The 21,590-nt window shown below is 36.7% G+C and carries 12 protein-coding genes; 8 read left to right on the top strand and 4 right to left on the bottom strand.

Annotated features, from left to right (window positions below; all coding sequences use genetic code 11):
- From VK161_RS15205 to VK161_RS15215, 3 genes are all read left to right on the top strand, one after another.
- The coding region (locus VK161_RS15205) for a T9SS type A sorting domain-containing protein (RefSeq protein ID WP_324215652.1) at nt 1-2,315 on the top strand (2,315 nt) is incomplete at its 5' end.
- A gap of 301 nt (nt 2,316-2,616) precedes the next feature.
- Nucleotides 2,617-7,224: a T9SS type A sorting domain-containing protein gene (locus VK161_RS15210; RefSeq protein WP_324215653.1), complete on the top strand. Its 4,608-nt coding sequence runs from the start codon at nt 2,617-2,619 to the stop codon at nt 7,222-7,224.
- A gap of 287 nt (nt 7,225-7,511) precedes the next feature.
- A complete protein-coding gene (locus VK161_RS15215; protein ID WP_324215654.1) occupies nt 7,512-14,030 on the top strand; it encodes a choice-of-anchor D domain-containing protein in 6,519 nt (2,172 codons plus the stop codon).
- A 76-nt stretch (nt 14,031-14,106) separates the two neighbouring features.
- Here the strand turns inward: VK161_RS15215 and hisS are convergent, their stop codons facing one another.
- Nucleotides 14,107-15,465: a histidine--tRNA ligase gene (hisS, locus tag VK161_RS15220; protein WP_324215655.1), complete on the bottom strand. Its 1,359-nt coding sequence runs from the start codon at nt 15,463-15,465 to the stop codon at nt 14,107-14,109.
- Between the two features lie 146 nt (nt 15,466-15,611).
- Between hisS and VK161_RS15225 the strand changes: the two genes are divergently transcribed.
- Both VK161_RS15225 and VK161_RS15230 read left to right on the top strand, forming a co-directional pair.
- On the top strand, nt 15,612-16,856 hold the full coding sequence (locus VK161_RS15225; protein WP_324215656.1) for an ABC transporter permease: 1,245 nt from the start codon (nt 15,612-15,614) through the stop codon (nt 16,854-16,856).
- Nucleotides 16,857-16,911: 55 nt separating this feature from the next.
- Nucleotides 16,912-17,271, top strand: a complete 360-nt coding sequence (locus tag VK161_RS15230; protein ID WP_324215657.1) for a four helix bundle protein — start codon at nt 16,912-16,914, stop codon at nt 17,269-17,271.
- Nucleotides 17,272-17,306: 35 nt separating this feature from the next.
- Here VK161_RS15230 and prmC read toward each other — a convergent pair whose 3' ends face one another.
- Together prmC and VK161_RS15240 are read right to left on the bottom strand one after the other, a co-directional pair.
- Nucleotides 17,307-18,155, bottom strand: a complete 849-nt coding sequence (gene prmC / locus VK161_RS15235; RefSeq protein ID WP_324215658.1) for a peptide chain release factor N(5)-glutamine methyltransferase — start codon at nt 18,153-18,155, stop codon at nt 17,307-17,309.
- 10 nt (nt 18,156-18,165) lie between these two features.
- A complete protein-coding gene (locus tag VK161_RS15240) occupies nt 18,166-18,660 on the bottom strand; it encodes a GNAT family N-acetyltransferase (RefSeq protein WP_324215659.1) in 495 nt (164 codons plus the stop codon).
- A 72-nt stretch (nt 18,661-18,732) separates the two neighbouring features.
- On the opposite strand from VK161_RS15240, the gene ribD reads away from it, so the two are divergent.
- The 3 genes from ribD (at nt 18,733) to VK161_RS15255 (ending at nt 21,151) form a co-directional block, all read left to right on the top strand.
- Nucleotides 18,733-19,773 carry a bifunctional diaminohydroxyphosphoribosylaminopyrimidine deaminase/5-amino-6-(5-phosphoribosylamino)uracil reductase RibD gene (gene ribD / locus VK161_RS15245; RefSeq protein WP_324215660.1) on the top strand — a complete coding sequence of 347 codons (1,041 nt, stop codon included), beginning with the start codon at nt 18,733-18,735 and terminating at the stop codon, nt 19,771-19,773.
- Entirely contained in the window at nt 19,766-20,374 is a 609-nt protein-coding gene (locus tag VK161_RS15250; protein ID WP_324215661.1) for an HAD family phosphatase, read from the top strand. Before ribD ends, VK161_RS15250 begins: the two co-directional genes overlap by 8 nt.
- 171 nt (nt 20,375-20,545) lie before the next feature.
- Nucleotides 20,546-21,151, top strand: coding sequence for an IMPACT family protein (locus tag VK161_RS15255; protein WP_324215662.1), 606 nt, complete (start codon nt 20,546-20,548; stop codon nt 21,149-21,151).
- Between the two features lie 3 nt (nt 21,152-21,154).
- Here the strand turns inward: VK161_RS15255 and VK161_RS15260 are convergent, their stop codons facing one another.
- Nucleotides 21,155-21,553: a thioesterase family protein gene (locus tag VK161_RS15260; RefSeq protein ID WP_324215663.1), complete on the bottom strand. Its 399-nt coding sequence runs from the start codon at nt 21,551-21,553 to the stop codon at nt 21,155-21,157.
- Nucleotides 21,554-21,590: the final 37 nt, after the last annotated feature.

The following is a 21,590-nucleotide window of genomic DNA, read 5'->3' on the forward strand; positions in this document are numbered from 1 at the left end:
CGGCTCCAACAGCTACAGATAACTGTGCTGGAACAATTACTGCAACTACTAACGATCCTTTAACTTACAATACACAAGGAACTTACACCGTAACTTGGTCTTACAATGATGGTAACGGAAATACCTCAACGCAACAACAAACAGTAATTGTTACGAGTGGTGGAGCTGTGGTAACTTATTATGCTGACGCAGATGGCGACGGTTTTGGTTCTGTAAACAACACTATACAATCGTGCGATCAACCAATTGGTTATGTTCCAAATAATTTAGATTGTGATGATAACTTATTAACTTATGCTGACAACGACGGTGATGGATTCGGTTCTACAACTCTTGTAGCTTGTGGTGTAACGAATTCTAACGATTGTGATGATAATCAATTGCAATATGCTGATAACGACGGAGACGGATTTGGTTCTACAACTCTTGTTGCTTGTGGTGTAACGAATTCTAATGATTGTGATGATAATCAATTGCAATATGCTGACATCGATGGCGACGGTTTCGGATCTACAACTCTTGTAGCTTGTGGTGTAACTAATTCTAACGATTGTGATGATAATCAATTGCAATACGCAGATAACGATAATGACGGATTCGGTTCTACAACTCTTGTCGCTTGTGGTGTAACGAATTCTAACGACTGTGATGATAATCAATTACAATATGCTGACAACGACGGCGACGGATTTGGTTCTACAACTCAAGTTGCTTGTGGTGTAACGAATTCTAACGATTGTGACGATAACTTATTAACTTATGCTGACAACGACGGCGACGGTTTCGGTTCGACTACTCTTGTAGCATGTGGTGTAACGAATTCTATCGATTGTGATGATAATCAATTGCAATATGCGGATAACGACGGAGACGGATTTGGTTCTACAACTCAAGTTGCTTGTGGTGTAACGAATTCTAATGATTGTGATGATAACTTATTAACTTATGTTGACAACGACGGAGACGGATTCGGTTCAACTACTCTTGTAGCTTGTGGTGTAACGAATTCTAACGATTGTGATGATAATTTACTAACTTATGCTGACAACGATAACGACGGATTCGGTTCTACAACTTTAGTTGCTTGTGGTGTAACCAATTCTAATGATTGTAATGACAACGACTCTAATCAAAATGCATTAACAACCTATTATCAAGATGCTGATGGTGATACTTTTGGTAATCCTGCTGTTTCAACGCAAGCATGTTCTCAACCTGAAGGTTATGTAACCAATAATACCGATTGTAATGATAATAATCCTAATTCAAACGAATTCAACACCTATTATCAAGATGCTGATGGCGACGGTTTTGGTAATGCAAATGTTATGACGCAAGCTTGTACTCAACCAGAAGGATATGTAACCAACAGTACTGATTGCAACGATGCCCTTCTAACGTATCAAGATAATGATAATGATGGTTTTGGATCAAATGTATTAGCTCCATGCGGGTCAATAAATAATAGCGACTGTAATGATGCCAATGCTATGGTTTATCCTTTGGTATTGTCAACTATCGATCAAAACATCTACACTAATTTAGTTTCTGGTGCTCAAACTTACCGATTCAGAATCACTGATACAACAACTGGACAAGTTCAAACTATAGACAAAACGTTGAGAGTTTTCAAATTGACTCAATTAACCAATTATGCGTTCAATAAAACTTATAATGTTGAAGTAGCTGTTAGAGTAAACAATGTTTTCGGACCATTCACAAGTGTGGCTTGTAGTGTTGTAACTCCAGTGGTAACAACAAAAATTCAGAGTTCTCAATGCGGAATCACACTCACTAACCTGAATACTGTTTTGTATGCCAATTTAGTTTCTTATGCAACTGGTTACCGATTCAAAATAACTAACACAAATAACTCAAATGATGTTCAAATTCTGGATAGACCAATTAGAGATGTTAGAATGAGTTTATTTAGTAACGTTCAAAACAATACAACTTACATTATTGAAGTAGCGGTTAGAAATACTGACGGAACATACTTACCTTATGGTGAAACTTGTTTGGTAACAACTCCAAGTACAATTGGTAAGTTTATTTCAACTGTTCAAAAAGAGTATGTCGTAACAGTTGCTCCTAACCCATTTGTTGATTCATTCAACATTAAAATAGAAAACACTATGGATGAAAAAGTTTCGATTCAGGTGTATGATTTAATGGGAAGACAAGTTGAAAACGGAACTTTCAACTCGAATGAATTAGAAAAAGTAACATTAGGAAGAGATTATCCTACAGGTGTATACACAGTGATCTTAACTATCGGAAATGAAACTAAAAACCTGAGAATAATTAAACGATAAATTTTAGAGCCCCAAATCTAATTTTTAATGAAAACCATCAAATTAACTTTTGATGGTTTTTTTTATATTTTATTCTATCCTTAACTTTTTTAACAAACAAAACGAAAAATCAGAAAAATTGTACTTCAATAAACTTAAAATCAAATAGTTATTGTTCTACAAAAAATCAATATTTTGTAAGATTTAACTTTTATATTTTTAAATATTAAGTATTTTGTCGATGTAAAATGCATTTAGTCGACTATATGCTTTGTTTATAACTAACTATTATTTAGATTTGTTCAACAAAACCTAATACAATATGAAAAACTTTACTCTAACTATCTGGTTAACTATTTTGTGTACCAGTTTGTCATTTGCAATAAATGACAATTCGAATGAAGTGATTAAAAAGGAAAATGAGGTTAATAAAACCTATCCCAATTATTCACCTAAAAATCCTACACAAAATGCTGTCAATTCCCCCAATTGTTCAGCTCCTGTTCCTAACGTAACTTCATTGCCTGATATTACCGCGCAATGTTCAGTTACACTAACAGCTCCAACTGCAACAAGTGATTGCTACGGACTAATCACAGGAACAACAATCAGTCCTTTGACTTATAACGAACAAGGAACTTTCTATGTACTTTGGTTATACGACGATGGAGATGGAAATCTTTCAACTCAAAGTCAAACCGTTATCATAAGCGATACTTTGGCTCCAGTTCCAAATGTTATGAATTTGCCTGATATTGTAGGACAATGTTTTGCATACCTAACTACTCCTACCGCTACTGACAACTGTTCTGGAACAGTTATGGCAACAACAACTAGCCCATTTTTATATACAACACAAGGAACGTATACCGTAACCTGGAATTACGATGATGGAAACGGAAATACTTTTTCTCAAAATCAAACGGTAATTGTAGATGATACAACTGCGCCTGTTCCAAATCTGGCTAATTTACCAACAATCAACAGACAATGTTCTGCCACTGTGTCAACTCCAACTGCTACTGACTATTGCAATGGAACTATCGTCGGAACAACAACTAATCCACTAACTTATACAACACAAGGAACTTATGTTATTACTTGGACTTATACTGATGCGCAAGGCAATTCTTCAACTCAGCAACAAACTGTAAATATCGATGATACCATTGCTCCAGTAGCTAGTTTATCATCATTACCCACTATTACCGGAGAGTGCTCAGCAACTGTTACAAACGTGCCTACAGCAAACGACAATTGTGTAGGAATCGTAAACGGAACAACGTCTAGCCCATTAACTTATACTACTCCGGGAACTCATACTATCGTTTGGTCTTACAACGACGGTAACGGAAATACTTCAACTCAAAATCAAACAGTTATAATTACCATTGGTGGATCAACAGTGACCTATTATGCTGATGTTGATGGTGATGGTTTTGGTGACGCTACTTCATCAGTACAATCTTGTACACAACCCGAAGGTTATGTAACAGACAATTCGGATTGTGACGATAACCAAATTTTATATGAGGACAATGATAATGATGGATTTGGTTCAACAACAATGGCTGCTTGTGGTGTAACAAATGCTACCGATTGTGATGACACTAACTCAAATTTAAATCAAGCTACCACTTTTTATATTGATGCTGATGGAGATGGTTACGGAAGTGATACCACAACAATCAGCGCTTGTACAGCTCCAAATGGTTTTGTAGCCAACGATGCAGATTGTGACGATACCCAAATTTTATACGAAGATTTAGACGGTGATGGTTTTGGATCTAATGTTACTGCTGGATGTGGAGTAACAAATAATACAGATTGTGATGATAGCAATGCCGAATTATTCGAAGCTATTGCCTATTTCATTGATGAAGATGGTGATGGTTTTGGATCTGAATCAACAATAGTATTTGCTTGTACTCAACCCGAAGGATTTGTTGATAATGATGGTGATTGCGATGACACAGAAATTCAATACGAAGACAACGATCAAGATGGCTATGGATCAACGATACTAGCGGGATGTGGTGTAACGAACAGCGATGATTGTGATGATAATAATATCTTAATTACAACCACAACTTATTATCAAGATACTGATGGTGATGGCTTTGGTAATCCTAGTGTTACTATACAATCGTGCTCTCAACCAGAAGGATATGTTTTGGATGATAGTGATTGTGATGACACTCAAATATTATACACAGACAATGATAATGATGGTTTTGGATCTACAACTCCTGCAGCATGTGGTGCTCCAAACAGTATCGATTGCGATGATGAAAACTCAGAATTACACGGTCCGGTTACGTATTATCAAGATAATGATGGTGATGGTTTTGGATTGTTCTCAGTCTCTTTAACTACTTGTTTCCAACCTTTTGGTTTTGTTGATAATTTCTTAGACTGTGACGACAACCAACTGCAATATCAAGATTTAGACGAAGACGGTTACGGTTCAACGGTTTTAGTTGGTTGTGGAGCTTTAAACTCTAGTGACTGTGATGATAATCAAATTCAGTATGAAGATATAGATGGTGATGGTTTTGGATCATCAAATACTACTAACTGTGGTGTATTGAATACAGACGATTGTGACGATACAAATGCAGCATATCATTCCTTGGCTTTATATTATCAAGATTTAGATGCTGATGGTTTTGGTAATGCCAACGAAATGATTATCTCGTGTTTTCCTATCGAAGGATATGTTTTAAATGATACTGATTGTAACGATAACGAAATTCAATATCAAGATAACGATAGTGATGGTTTAGGATCAGATGTAATGGTGGCTTGTGGTGTTAGCAATAGCGATGACCCAGACGACAACAACCCGAACAACAACTCATCTACTTATTATCAGGATGCAGACGGAGATGGTTTTGGTAATCCTAATGTTTCAATTAGTGCAACCACTCAACCTATTGGTTATGTTCTAAATAATACAGATTGTAATGACAATTTATTGACGTATGCAGATAATGACAACGATGGTTTTGGTTCGACAACTCTTGTGGCTTGTGGTGTAACTGATAATACCGATTGCAACGATGATTTAGTAACGTATGTTGATAATGACAACGACGGTTTCGGTTCTACAACTCCTTCTGCCTGTGGTGTGTCCAACTCTACCGATTGTGATGATAATGTAGTAACATATGCAGATAATGACGGAGACGGTTTTGGCTCGACTACACTTGTAGCTTGTGGTATAACTAACTCATCCGATTGTGACGATAATGCATTAACTTATGCAGATAACGATGGTGACGGTTTTGGTTCTACTACTCTTGTAGCTTGTGGTGTAAGCAACAACAGTGATTGTAATGATGGTTTATTAACTTATGCCGATAATGATAACGACGGTTTCGGATCAACTACTCTTGTAGCTTGTGGTGTAACTGACAATACCGATTGCAATGACAACTTATTGACGTATGTTGATAATGATAACGATGGTTATGGCTCAACTACTCCTTCAGCTTGTGGTGTAAGCAACAACAGTGATTGTAATGATAGTTTATTAACTTATGCAGACAACGATGGTGACGGTTTCGGATCAACTACTCTTGTAGCTTGTGGTGTGACCAACTCTACCGATTGTGATGATAATGCATTAACGTATGCAGATAACGATGATGACGGTTTCGGTTCAACTACTCTTGTAGCTTGTGGTGTAACGAACAACACTGATTGTAATGATGCTCAATTACAATACGCTGATAACGATAGTGATGGTTTCGGTTCAACAACTCTTGTTGCTTGTGGTGTAACTGACAGCACCGATTGTAATGATAACTTATTGACGTATGTTGATAATGATAACGACGGTTTTGGTTCAACAACTCCTTCTGCTTGTGGCGTAAGTAACAATACTGATTGCAATGATAATTTATTAACTTATGCAGATAATGATAACGACGGTTTCGGTTCTACAACTCTTGTCGCTTGTGGTGTAACTGACAACACTGATTGTAATGACAATCAAATTCTATATCTTGATGCTGATGGTGATGGATTTGGTACAACTACAATGGTCGCTTGTGGAGGTTCAATATACAATAGCGATTGTAACGATGCTAATGTAAATGTTCGCCCAATCTTAGTAACTACAATGAATCAGGCAATTTATGCTGCTAATGTTTCTGGTGCGCAAGGTTACCGCTTCAGAGTTACTAATTTAACTACAAATGAAGTAAGAACAATTGATAGAAATCTGAGAACATTTAATTTAGCACAATTGGATAATTATGCGTACAACACTACTTTCTATGTAGAAGTAGCGGCTAAGATTAATAATGTATATTCAAGCTTTACGCGTATTCCTGCATGTGTAATCATCACGCCAAGTGTTTCAACAAAAATTCAAGCTTCTCAATGCGGAATCTCTTTATCGGACTTAAACACATTCCTTTACGCAGATAATGTTACTTACATCGATGGTTACCGTTTCAGAGTTACTGATACTGAAAACACAAGTAATGTACAAATTTACGACAGCCCGATCAGAAGCATGAAGTTGAATATGTTAAGCAATATTGAACTGGATAAAACATACAGTATTGAAGTAGCAGTAAAAAATCACGATGGAACTTTCTTACCTTACGGAGTAGCATGTAATATTACTACTTTAAGTAATTCTGCTAAGATTATTGATGCAACTGATAACAAAGAAATTTCAGCAACGGTTGCTCCTAATCCATTTACAGATACTTTCACATTAAAATTAGAAAACAGCAATGCCAATAAAATTAATATCGCCGTTTACGATTTAATGGGAAGATCAATTGAAAACAAAACATTAAATGTAAATGAATTGGAATCTATTGCATTAGGAAATGATTATCCAACTGGAGTATATACTCTTATTATTACTATAGGTAATGAAATCAAGAATATAAGAATTGTAAAAAGATAACGATTAGAGCCCCAAATCTAATTTTTAATAAAAACCATCAAAAATTAATTTGATGGTTTTTTTTTCTTACAAAACACCTAAACTAAGAAGAAAAAGGTTTAGTAAAAAATACATTTGTAAGATTATTACAGTGTATTTCGTCGATTTTATGCATTTCATCGATTTTATGATGCATTTCATCGGAAATTTAAAAAATGCCAATTATATTTGTAATGTCAAAAACAGAATTGATGATCAACATTATTAGTTCAAATTAAAAATGTATCATAAACTAAACCCTATAAGTTATGAAAAATTTTACGCATTTAAAATCACTGTTTTGCTTTACTCTGCTTCTATTGACAGCAGTAGTTGGTAATGCACAAACAGTATCCCAAACCTACAACTCATCCAGTACATTCACTGTACCGGCAGGAGTTACTTCTATTACTGTAGAAGCTTGGGGCGGTGGTGGTCGCGGTGGTTCCAGAACTTCTGGAAGCGGTGGCTACGGTGGTGGTGGTGGTGGTGCTTACTCACGAAGAGTAGTAGCAGTATCACCTGGTCAAGTTTATACAGTAGCTGTAGGAACTGGTGCCAACTCAACCGCTGCAGGAGTAGATTCAGAATTAATCAACCCATCTAGTGTTGTCGTAGTTAGAGCCAAAGGAGGAGACTCTGTGCCTAACAATACTGCAACAGGTGCAACAGGCGGAGCTGCCGCTTCGTGCATCGGAGATGTTGCCTTTAACGGAGGTAATGGTGCTAATGGTGTGGCCGGTGTAAACGGTGGTGGTGGTGGTGCTTCGGCAGGAACTGCCAATGCAGGTGCAAACGGTTTAGTTGCTGTTGGTGGTATTGCTATCAATGGTGGTGGTAACGGCGGAAATGGTCGTACTGTATCATCAGGAAACGGTTCACCCGGAAACACTCCTGGTGGTGGTGGTGGTGGTGCTCTCAGAACTGCTGGATCTCCGGTAGGAGGAAATGGCGCTGATGGACAAATTATCATTACATATCCTATTCCAGAAATAAACATCACTGGAAATGCTATCTCAATTCCTGACAACGACGCAACTCCTTCTTTATTAGACGGAACTGATTTTGGTGCTCAAATAATTGGTGTGGGTGTAACTCAATCGTTTACCATTCAAAACACAAGTGCTACTGCTCCTCTTACATTAGGTGCAATTACTTTTGCTGGTGTGGCTGCTGGTGATTATGCAATCACAACAGCTCCAACAAGTCCAGTGCCTGCAAGTGGAAGTACAACTTTTGTTGTAACTTTTACGGCTTCTGCAACTGGAGCTAGAAATGCAACTATCTCAATCGTAAATAGTGATATTGACGAAAACCCATATAACTTTGCTTTAACGGGAACAGGTGCTGGCCCTGAAATTGATATTCAAGGTAACGCAGTATCCATTGTAGATGGTGATGTGACTCCAACTACTGCAGATTGGACCGATTTTGGTTCAACATCTGTAGGTGTAGGTGTAAACAGACCTTATACTATCTTCAACAACGGAACTTTACCTTTAACGGTTGGCGCAATTACATTCTCTGGTTTAAATGCAGCTGATTTTACTGTAATCACTCCTCCTGCAGCAGTTGTTGCAGCTGGTGGTAGCACTAACTTTGTAGTTCGCTTCAATCCTAGTGCTGCTGGTGTAAGAGTAGCTACAATTTCTATTGTTAATGGTGATGCCAACGAAAACCCATACAACTATGCTCTTCAAGGTACAGCTACTGAACAAGAAATTGAAGTTCAAGGAAACGCTACCCTAATTGTTGATGGCGATGCCACTCCGTCTTTAGCAGACTGGACTGATTTTGGTTCTACTGATGCTGTATCAGGAACTGTTGTGCAAACTTTTACAATTCGTAATACTGGAACGTTAACCTTAACCATTGGTGCATTCTCTTTTACTGGAGCTAATGCAGGTGATTTCACATTGACTACACCTCCAAATGCAAATATTTTACCGGGTAACTCATCTAACTTCACAGTTACGTTTGACCCAAGTGCGGTAGGTTTGAGAACGGCTAATTTATCGTTTGTAAACAACGACAGCAACGAAAACCCATACAACTTTGCCATTCAAGGTACAGGAACTGAACAAGAAATTGATGTTCAAGGTAACTTAGTTTCCATTGCTGAAAATGACATGACTCCTTCTCTAGCCGATTGGACTGACTTCGGCACAACTAGTGTAGGAATTGGTGTTACACGTACTTTTACGATTTTAAATACAGGTTCTTCTACATTAAATGTTGGAGCTATTACTATAACAGGTGGTGTAGGTCAATTTGTATTGACAACAGCTCCAAGTGCAACAGTTGCTCCTGGCGGAAGTACTACTTTTGATATAACTTATACTCCATCTGGTTTAGGTGCTGCTTTAGCTAATATTTCGTTTACTAATAATGACAGTAACGAAAATCCATACCGCTTCAGAATTCAAGGAAACGGTGCTGCTTCTCCATCTGAAATGGACGTACAAGGTAGTGCCATCTCTATCGCAGATGGTGATACTACTCCTTCTACTCTAGATTGGACTGATTTTGCAGGTTCAGGTGTTGGTGCTCCAACGTCAAGAACTTTCACCATCAGAAATACAGGAACTGGTGTATTAGTAGTTGGCGCCATCACTTTCTCGGGTGCAAATGCTGGTGACTTTACTGTTATTGTTCCTCCAAGTGCAACAGTAGCGGTGAGCGGATTTACAACTTTTGAAGTTCAATTCACTCCGGGCGCTATAGGTGTAAGAAATGCAACTATGTCGATTGCTAATAATGATGCCGACGAGAATCCTTATAATTTCAGTTTACAAGGAACTGGATTTGCTGCCTTAACCTTTGGTCCAGGCGGTGTAAGAGGTAATTTACAATTATGGTTCCGTTCTGATTTACTTAACGGTACTACAGGTGTTGCTGATGGTTCAGCTGTAAACACGTGGAACACTCAAGCACGTGGTGTAAATGCAATTAGACCAGGTTCAGTTGGTGCTCCTGTTTACAGAAACAATGCAACTCATAACATCAACTTCAACTCTGTTGTAGATTTTACAAATAACCCTGCAACTTCACCTCAAAACTATACTGATTTAGATCCAGCCAGACAATATTTAGAAGGCACAAGCGGATTCTATTCTCAAGATATTTTTGCAGTAGTAATTCCAGATATCAATGTAACTTCTGCTACAGCAAGTTTGGATATTTTCTGTGGTGACCGTGTTCCTGCAACAAATCAAACTGATGGAACAGGAATAGGTTACGGTAGATATACTAACCGTTTTACTAATGAAGTACTTACCTATTGTTTAGGTACAACTAGCGGTACTCCTCCAACAGGATACGGTGTAGCACATGTTGATGGAAGTGGAACAGTAAATTACAATGCTGCCGGAATCATCAATGCAAGCAATAACGCTACTATTAACGGAATGAATTTGACATTCAATGCTAATAATGTGGTTAATGCTACTAATGATATACCCGACTTTGCTAACGTAAACAACAGTCAATTCTGGATGGGACGTAGTGAAGGCTGGGACGGAAGTTGGGATGGAAGAATCGGAGAAATCATTACTTTAAGTAATAGAGCAACCGATATCGAAAGAAGTAACATTCAAAGCTATTTAGCTATTAAATACGGTATCACATTAGGTGTAAACGGTACATCAATGAATTATACAAATTCAGATGGTAACATTATTTGGGATGCCACTGCTAACGCAGGATTCAACTATGATATCGCTGGTATTGGTAGGGATGATATCTCGAGATTGACTCAAAAACAATCAAAAAGTATCAATTCAACTGAAGTAATGACCATTGGTCTTGGTGATATTCTTGCTACAAACACGGCTAATACCAACACATTTGCAACTAACAAAAGTTATTTGGTTTGGGGTGCAAATGGCGGAAACATGGCTAACTCTGGTGTGCCTATCAACGTTGACTTAGGTCCAACTACAATCACAACAATCACTGAAGTGGTTAATAGAAGATGGAAAGTAGTAGAAACTGGTGGCGACGTAGGTACTACAAGAGTAAATGTTCCTACAGCTTCATTCATCAGCGGTTTACCAGCTCTTGGCCCTAATGATGCCTATGTAATGGTGGTAGCAACAAACTCTGTATTTACTACTGGTGTTGAAACCGTTTTCATGAGTACTTCAGGAGCAGACCAAACTTGTCTATACGATTTTGACGCAACTAAATACATCACTTTTGGTGTAGCTCACAGAGCGGTTGATCCTTTACACATTACTTTAGATGGTACTGACGACTTTGTTAGAATTGGTGATGCCAATGAAATTGGTTCTGCATTTACCATCATGACATGGATTAAACCAAACGGTATGAACACTTTAGGTAACGAAAGAACTATCTTAGCAAAAAAACCAAATTTTGCGAGTGGTTACCGATTAGTACTTCAAAATAACAACAGAGTAAGAATGGAATGGTCTGTAGGTGGAACTACAATGAGTGCTATTACAAATACTCCTTTCCCAGATGCAAAATGGCACAACATCGCTGTTACTTACAATGCTGGAACTTTAAATATGTACATTGATGGTGTATTGGATCGTACAGCTACACTAGCGACTGCGCCTGTTGCCACAACATCTAACTTTAGTATTGGTGCTCAATACATTACAAAAACTAATATTGTAAACTTATTCAAAGGCGATATAGATGAATTAAGAATGTGGAATCGTTCGCTTTCACCAACTGAAATCCGTTTCATATTGAACCAAGAAATTTTACAAACAGGAACAGGTACAACTGGAACAATTATTCCTACTACTGTAACTAAAAATGATATTAATTCATTGTTATGGAATAGCTTATTTGCTTACTACTCTATGAATTCCTACATCGGAACTCACTTAGATGATGACTCAGTTAACATTAATAGAGGTAGTTTAGTAATTCCTGACAAGATTTCAATCAACCAACAAACAGCTCCAATGCCCTACGAAAGTACAGCTAATGGTTTGTGGTCAAATACAGCTACTTGGTTGAATGGTTCAACACAAGATTTACCTTATAGTTTATCTATTGTTGATGGTGTAACTCCTATTGATTGGAACATCGTTCGTACGGATCATAATGTAAGCTCAACGGGTAATAAAAACCTATTAGGATTATTTGTAGATGCTAATACATTAAGCGCTGATAACGATTCTAAATTAGAAGTATCGCATTATCTAAAAATTGATGGAGTACTTGATTTAGCTGGAAGATCTCAATTAGTTCAAACTTTGAATAGTGATTTAGATCCAACAAGTTCAGGCTCACTACAAAGAGATCAACAAGGTCAAAATAACATTTACAATTACAACTATTGGTCTTCTCCAGTAGGTGCAATAAACAACACAACTAATAACAATGCTTATACAGTCAATGGCGTGATGAAAGATGGTACAACATCTACACCTCAAAATATAACTTGGACTTCAGGCATCAACGGTAGCCCAACGAGCCCAATCACATTGAGTAGTTATTGGATTTTCAAATTCCAAAACTTAACTCCAGCTTACGCAAACTGGGCAGCAGTTGGTCAGAATGGTTCTTTAAGTCCAGGTCAAGGATATACTTTAAAAGGAAGCGGTGCAGCAACCAACCAAAACTATACTTTTGTTGGAAAACCAAACAACGGTCCTATTTCATCTCCAATTTCAGCAAACAATCTGAATTTGAGTGGAAACCCTTACTCTTCAGCTATCGATGCCAATGCATTCTTAACTGATAACTCGGGTAGTACAACCGGTGCGGTATATTTCTGGGAGCATTATTCAACTAATAATACTCACATACTTCAACAGTACCAAGGTGGATATGCGGCACGTAACTTAGTAGGTGGAACTCCTCCAGTATCGCCTCCTGGAATCAGCGGATTAGGAACTAGTTCTAGAATTCCTGGTAGATTCATTCCGGTTGGACAAGGTTTCTTCGTGTACGGATCAGCAACTGGTGGAACAATCAACTTTAGCAACACTCAAAGAGCGTTTGTAAAAGAAGATAACGTAAACTCTAATGTAATGTTCAGAAATGCAGCTAATAACATGCTAGTTGTAGATCACTTCAACAACAATCAAGATGATACTGCTACTGAAAACGAATACAAAAAGATACGTTTAGGTTTCAACGATAGAAATGGATACCACAGACAAATATTAATGGGATTCATGGATGAAAAAGCTACAAGCGGAATTGATACTGGATACGATGCTTTACTTTTAGACAACCAACCAAGTGATATGTATTTTTACAATGGTGGTGCTAACTTGAACATTTCGGGTGAAGGTGCTTTTGATATCAACAGTATTTATCCATTAGGAATAAAAACAGATGGTACAGGAAATGTAACCTTTAGTTTAGACGGATTAGAGAACTTCACAAATGATAATGTGAATGTATATATCTTCGATAAAACAACTGAAATATATCATGACATCACAACTGAAGACTTCACTATTGAATTGCCTCAAGGTATTGAAAACGATCGTTTCTATATGCGTTTCATTACTGCTGAGCAAGCATTAGGGATCACTGATCTTGAAAATAGTAATGCAATACAAATTGCGTACACTAGTTCAAACGACATGCTGAACATCAAAAACAATTTGATTGATGCCAACGTTGAAAAAGTAGAATTATACAATATGTTAGGACAAGCAATCGGAACTTGGAGCGTAAAAGACCAAGCTCAAAACAACATCCAATTGCCCATCAAAAATATAAGTACCGCCACTTACATTGTAAAAATTAAAACTACAAAAGGCGATACTAGCAGAAAAATCATTATTAATTAGGGTTTAAATAATTGATTTGACAACGGAAAAGCCCCGAGAAATCGGGGCTTTTCTATTTTTATTAAGTAACGTTTTTTTATTGAAGTTGAGAAACCAATTCGTCCAAACTAACCATAAGTTGTTCTCCTGATTGTAGGTTTTTCAACGTAAACTTACCGTCATTCATCTCTTTCACCACAAACGGAATGGCTCTTCGCTCGGCGTGTTTGAACTGTTTGTCAATTTTAGCCGCATCAGGATATAATTCTACTTTTATATTTTGAGCTCGAAGTTGCTGAATGGCTTTCATGGCTTCGAATGCCTGACTTTCTCCAAAATTTAAAAACAACACTTTCGTGGATGTAATTACCGTTTCCGGAAATAAATTCAGTTGTTCTAACACCAAATAAATTCGATCCAAACCAAATGAAATTCCTACTCCACTCATATTTTTTAATCCGAAAATTCCCGTCAAGTCATCGTATCTTCCGCCGCCGCCAATCGAACCCATTTCGACTCCTTTGGGTGCCGTAACTTCAAAAATGGCTCCAGTATAATAATTCAAACCTCGCGCTAAAGTCACATCTAAGTCCAATTCTGCTTTTTGCAAGCCAAGTTTCGACACATTATCACAAATAAAACGCAGTTCTTCAATGCCTTTTTTTCCTTCTTCAGATGCCGAAAGCAGATTAGAAAGTTGATTGATTTTTTCTACTATCGTTCCCGTAAAACTAAACAATGGCTGTACTTTTTGCAAAGCAGCTTCTGAAATGCCTTTTTCCAACATTTCTTTTTTAACACCTTCCTCGCCTACTTTATCGAGTTTGTCCAAAGCCACCGTAAAATCAATCAATTTATCTGAAGCACCAATCACCTCAGCAATTCCAGATAAAATTTTACGATTGTTGATTTTAATCGTCACACCTTCCAAACCCAATTCGGCAAAAACACTGTCGTACAATTGCACCAACTCTACTTCTTGCCATAATGAAGTTGAACCTACCACATCGGCATCGCATTGATAAAACTCTCTAAAGCGACCTTTCTGCGGACGATCGGCTCGCCAAACAGGCTGAATTTGATATCTTTTAAACGGAAACTCAATCTCGCCTTGGTGTTGCACTACATAACGCGCAAACGGCACAGTTAAGTCGTAACGAAGTGCCTTTTCGGAGATTTTAGAGGTTAATTGTTTGTAGTTTATGGTTTGTAGTTCTTCTGATGGAACTTTATCCAAAAAATCACCTGAATTCAATATCTTAAAAATCAAACGATCTCCTTCTTCACCGTATTTTCCCATCAAGGTATCCGAATTTTCAAACGAAGGTGTTTCAATAGGCTGATAACCATACTTTTCGAAATGACGACGCATAATCGAAATAATATAGTTGCGTTTGGAAACCTCTACAGGTGAAAAATCTCTTGTTCCTTTAGGAATACTGGGTTTAGATGCCATTTTTTTAATTATAAATTATCAATTGTCAATTATCAATTGTTAATTATCAATTGACGCTGCAAATATCAAACTTTTTAAAATTATTTTACACTTCTTACATCATAAACTTGTAACAAAAACCGTAATTTCGTGTCAAACTAAGTACTATGGTTGGATTATTCAAAGAAAACGTAAAAATCGCCTTCAGTTCTATTCGCACTCAATTGTTGCGTACGGTGTTGACCGTTTTTATTATTGCCATCGGAATTTGGGCTTTGGTCGGAATTCTAACGGTGGTTTCTGCTTTGGATAACACACTCAATTCCAAGTTTGCCACCATGGGTTCCAACACCTTTAACATCAACCAATATGAGTTTACATCGCGCAGACGTGGTGGCGGAGAAGTTGAAAAAATAAACCCAATTATATCGTATCTAGAAGCCAAAGCGTATAAAGAAAAATACAACTATCCTTTGACCTACACTTCTCTTTCATTTACTGCAACGGCTAATGCTGAAGTGAAATACGACAATAAAAAAACCGATCCTGAAATTCAGGTGTTGGGTGTTGACGAATACTTTACTAACAATAATGGTTTAGAAGTCATCAACGGCAGAAACTTTACTTCTTTTGACATCTCAAACAATAACTACGTTTGTGTTATTGGAAGTGATTTTGCCACCAAAGGTATACTCAAAGATGTTAATCCAATTGATAAAATAATTTCGGTTCGCGGCGCCAAATTTAAAGTGATTGGCGTACTTAAAGAACAAGGTTCTACTTTCGGAAACAGTCAGGATTTACGAGTATTAATTCCGATCCAAGTAGCACGCTCATTATTCAGTCAACCCGGAATCAACTACTCTATCAGCACAATGGTCGAGAAAAAAGAAATTTTGGATCAAGCCGTTGAAGAAGCTATGATTACGATGCGTCAAATCCGAAAATTAAATCCGGTTGAAGAAGCCAATTTTGGTATCTCCCGAAGTGATGATTTGGTGCAACGAATCGCTGAAATGACGGGGTTTTTAAATTGGTCAGCATGGATAATCGGAATCATAACCATACTCGGTTCGTCCATTGCATTAATGAACATTATGATTGTTTCGGTTACTGAACGAACTCGAGAAATTGGTGTTCGAAAATCATTGGGAGCCAAAAAATCAACAATCGCATGGCAATTCTTTGTTGAAACCTTAATCATCGGTCAATTAGGCGGATTATTGGGAATCATATTAGGAATTACAACTGGATACTTCATCGCATTGGGACTCGATTTTGCCTTTGTCATTCCTTGGGGCGCAATGATGGCTGCCGTAGTTACTACTTTTATAGTGGCTGTAGTTTCTGGATCCTATCCTGCATTAAAAGCTTCTAAATTAGACCCTATTGAAGCGCTTCGCTATGAATAGAATGCAGAATGCAGTAGCAGAAAGCAGATAAAAACACAACAAACATTTTTATTATATGCGATTTCAAGATTTATTAGCCTATAAAAAGTCATTTATTTTATCGATGGAAATTTTTGAAGTTTCTAAAAAGTTCCCATCCGAAGAGAAATATTCTTTAACAGACCAAATAAGACGTTCCTCGAGGAGTGTTTCAGCCAACATAGCTGATGCAAGCAGAAAAATCAGATACCAAAAGCACTTTATTTCTAAGCTTTCTGACAGTGATTCTGAGAATGCAGAAACACAATCATGGTTAGAATATGCACTTGCTTGTAATTATTTAACAAATGAAGTTTTTAATGAGTTGACGAATAAAAGTTTAGAGGTTGGAAAACTAATTAACTTTATGATTAATAATCCTGACAAATTTTCTTGAAAAAATTCCTGCATTCTGCCTCTGCCTTCTGCTTTCTATATTTGACACGCAATCATACGATCATTCTCATAAACATCTTGAATCAGCCGAACGTTTTTGAAGTCTAAATTCTCCAACAATTCAACTGTTTCTTTACCTAAATATTGGTTGATTTCAAAGTATAGCTTTCCTCCTTGTGTAAGATTTTTTTGAGCTAATTGTGCTATTTTCCGATAAAAAAGCAAGGCATCGTTATCGTCAACAAACAAAGCTAAATGTGGTTCGTAGTTTAAAACATTGGGTTTTATTTCGGCTTTTTCCAACATTCTAACGTAGGGCGGATTCGAAACAATAACATCAAATTGTTCTTCTAAATCATCCGTTTCAAGTATGTTTTTCAGAATAAAATTAACCTTTACTTGATTAATTTCTGAATTTTTTTCTGCTGTTGCTAACGCTCTTTCGGAAACGTCAATAGCCGAAACTTTAGCATTAGGAAGATTTTTAGCCAATGAAATAGCGATGCATCCACTTCCTGTTCCTATGTCAATAATTTTAATTTCTGAAGACTGATTTTGGTTTTCTTTACTAATTAAATCAACTAACTCTTCCGTTTCGGGTCGTGGAATTAAGGTATTTTCATTCACCAAAAACGGCAAACCATAAAATTCAGTTTCTCCTAAAATATATTGAATTGGTTTTTGCTTTTTAAGTTCGACAACTACACTTTCCCAGCGCAATAACTGAAGTGAATCCATTTCCAGATCAGGGTTCAAAGCCAAATCAATTCTCTTTTTTTGATGAAATTGCTCCAAAATGAGATAAAAAAAACTCTCCACTTCTTTTTCATCATATAACGAAGAAAGCTCGTCGAGGAAAATTGTTTTATACTGTTTGATTTGCATGAATTGTCAATTATAAATTATCAATTGTCAATTGTTTTATCATCCAAACCGGACAACTCGAATGACCTGTTGTTCCCATGGGTTCACAAAGGTATTCGAATCCGAGTTTTTGATAAAGTTTTTGGGCAATTACCATTTCAGGCAGCGTTTCTAAATAGCATTTTTCGTAACCAAAATCAGTAGCTTTTTGCAAGCATTTTTCAATCATTTGCAACCCTAATCCTTTACCACGTGCTTCATGCAAAAAATACATCTTTTGGAGTTCACAGATATTCTCTTTTGAATTTTCAAGTTGACTCACTCCTGCTCCACCAATAATCTTTCCATCATTTTCAATTACAAAATAAACGGCTCTTTCTTTGTCATAGGTTTCAAACATAAAATCCAATTGAGTGTCTGCAAATGCAGTCCCAATTTTTGGATAATTATCATCAATAAAAACCTGGCGAATCACTTGAGCAATTTGCGGATTATCTTCTTTTTGAATTTCTCTGATTATCATCATCTAATAGTAACACCACAAAAATACATCAAATGTTTGAACCGCATCACAATAATAAAATCCTATTTTTGCACTATGAGTCATCATGAAAAATATATGCAACGCTGCATCGAACTGGCCAAAAACGGATTAGGAACTACTTATCCCAATCCGCTAGTTGGAAGTGTGATTGTATACAATGATGAAATAATAGGCGAAGGTTGGCACCAAAAAGCAGGCGAAGCTCATGCCGAAGTTAATGCTGTCAATTCGGTAAAAGATCCAACACTACTTTCTCAATCAACCATTTACGTTAGTTTGGAACCGTGTAGTCATTATGGAAAAACTCCGCCGTGTTCCGACTTAATCATCGAAAAAAACATTCCCAATATTGTTATCGGAACTATTGATCCATTTGCCAAAGTTTCGGGCAACGGAATTCAAAAATTAAAAGAAGCGGGAAGAAATGTTACTGTTGGAGTTTTAGAAAAAGAATGTGCTGAATTGAACCAACGCTTTTTCACCTTTCACACCAAAAAACGTCCGTATATCATCTTAAAATGGGCAGAAAGTGCCGATGGTTTTATCGCTCCAAAGCATAAAGAAATTAATGAACCAGTCTGGATTTCCAACACCTATTCGCGTCAATTGGTGCACAAATGGCGCAGTGAAGAACAAGCTATTTTAGTGGGAACTCAAACCGTCTTAGATGATAATCCAAAGTTGGATGTACGCGATTGGAAAGGACAAAATCCAATTCGAATTGCTTTAGATAAAACTGGAAAAATTACGGAAGATTTTCATATTTACACTACTGATTCCAAAACCATCATTATTACAGAAGAAAAAAAACAGTCAATCGACCAACGTATTTTTGAAAATGCTATCTTTGATAATCGATTGATTTTTCAAATTGTTGCTATTTTGCATCGGCAGAACATTCAATCGGTTATTATTGAAGGCGGAAAACGCACTTTAGAAACATTTATCGAGGCTGATTTGTGGGATGAAGCTCGTATTTTCAAATCGAAAATTATTCTAAACGAAGGTATTTCTGCTCCAAAAATTGAACTAAAAAAGGTTCAAAAAAAGACGGTATTGGACGACGAACTCCTAATTCTAAAGAATCATGATTAGTACTATTATTTTTGATTTTGGTGACATTTTTATCAATTTAGAAAAGGAAGCTCAAATTGAGGCTTTCAAAAAATTAGGATTAAATGGACCGAATGAAGAACTTATTGAAGCCAATGACCAATTCGAAAAAGGGCAACTCACCGAATTACAGTTTCTCGAAACATTCACTAAATTCATTCCCAACGCGAGTATCGAACAAATCAGAGAGGCTTGGAACACTATTATTGGTGAATTTCCGCTGTATCGTCTAGAATTTCTACAATTGCTTTCACACAAATACAAACTGATTTTATTGACCAACACCGACGAAATCCACATCAGTAGATTCGAACATAATGTTGGTATTTCCTTTTTCAGCGACTTCTATCAATGTTTTGAAAAAGTGTATTATTCGTATGAAATGGGAATGCGAAAACCCGATCCTGCCATTTTTAGTTACATTTTAAACAAACACGATTTATCACCCAAACGCACTTTGTTTGTAGACGACAAAAAAGTCAATACCGATGCAGCAGCAAGTCTTGGAATCCATGTTTGGAACTTACAAGTAGGCGAAGAAGATGTGGTGGATTTGTTTCAGAAGAAAGAACTTCCATTATAAATTACAAACTCCAAAAAACAAATTACAAAAAAGTACCAAAGACAAAATTCAAAATCTTAAATCGTCTACAAAACACATTTTTTTTAATTTGAACCTTTGAATTTATTTGGGTTTTGTTTTTTGTTATTTGGAATTTATAGGATATTTGAAAATTGTTTATTGCAATTTATAATGACTGATACCTACAAAACCATAGCTTTTCCCTCTGAAGAAATCTTATTCAAAGAAAAAAACAGCAAGTTTTTTGGGTATGCATTTCCTGTTAGATCTGAGGAAGAAATCAAAAATCATTTGGAAATCTTACGCAAACACCACCACGGCGCAGTTCATTTTTGCTACGCCTTTCAAATCGGAACCGACAAAATTCAGTTTCGTGCGAATGATGATGGCGAGCCAAGTAATTCAGCTGGAGCGCCTATTTACGGTCAAATCCAATCCTTTGGACTTACCAACATCTTAGTAGTAGTTGTTCGTTTTTTTGGCGGTGTAAAATTAGGTGTTGGTGGATTAATTTCGGCCTACCGAACTTCAGCTCAAATGGCTTTAGAGGCTTCTGAAATAATAGAAAAAACAATCGACTTACATTATATACTATCGTTTGACTACAAAAACATGAATAAAGTGATGCGTGTCATCAAAGAAAAAAACCTTGAAATGGTATCCCAACAAATGAATGAGAGTTGTCAAATTGAAATCGCCACTCGAAAAAAAAATGCCGAAATGGTATTCGACATTTTTAATTCTATGTTTGAAATTGACATCCAATTAAAGGAATAATATTTACTCTAACATCAAATCCAAAATGTATTTTGGAGGAGCAGTTGGTCGACCCGTTTTCATGTCTACGAAAACCAATACCGAATACCCAGTTGTTAATAACTCATTATTTTCATTTGTGATTTCATAGTCGAATTCTATCTTCACCGACGACAATTTTAACATCTTCGTTTTAATGGTTAAAAGGTCATCATAACGAGCCGGTTTTTTGTAATTCATTGTTAATGAAACAACTGGAAGCATGATTCCGTTATCTTCCATCCATTTGTAAGAAATACCCATATTTCTGAGCCATTCCACACGTCCCATCTCAAAATATTGAGCATAATTCCCATGATAAACCACTCCCATTTGGTCTGTTTCTGAGTACCTTACTCGTACTTTTATTTCGTGTTCCTTCATCCGATTTTTTTGCTTTTAATCTAAACTTTTAAATTTC

This window comes from Flavobacterium sp., from assembly GCF_035299245.1.
GTDB lineage: Bacteria > Bacteroidota > Bacteroidia > Flavobacteriales > Flavobacteriaceae > Flavobacterium.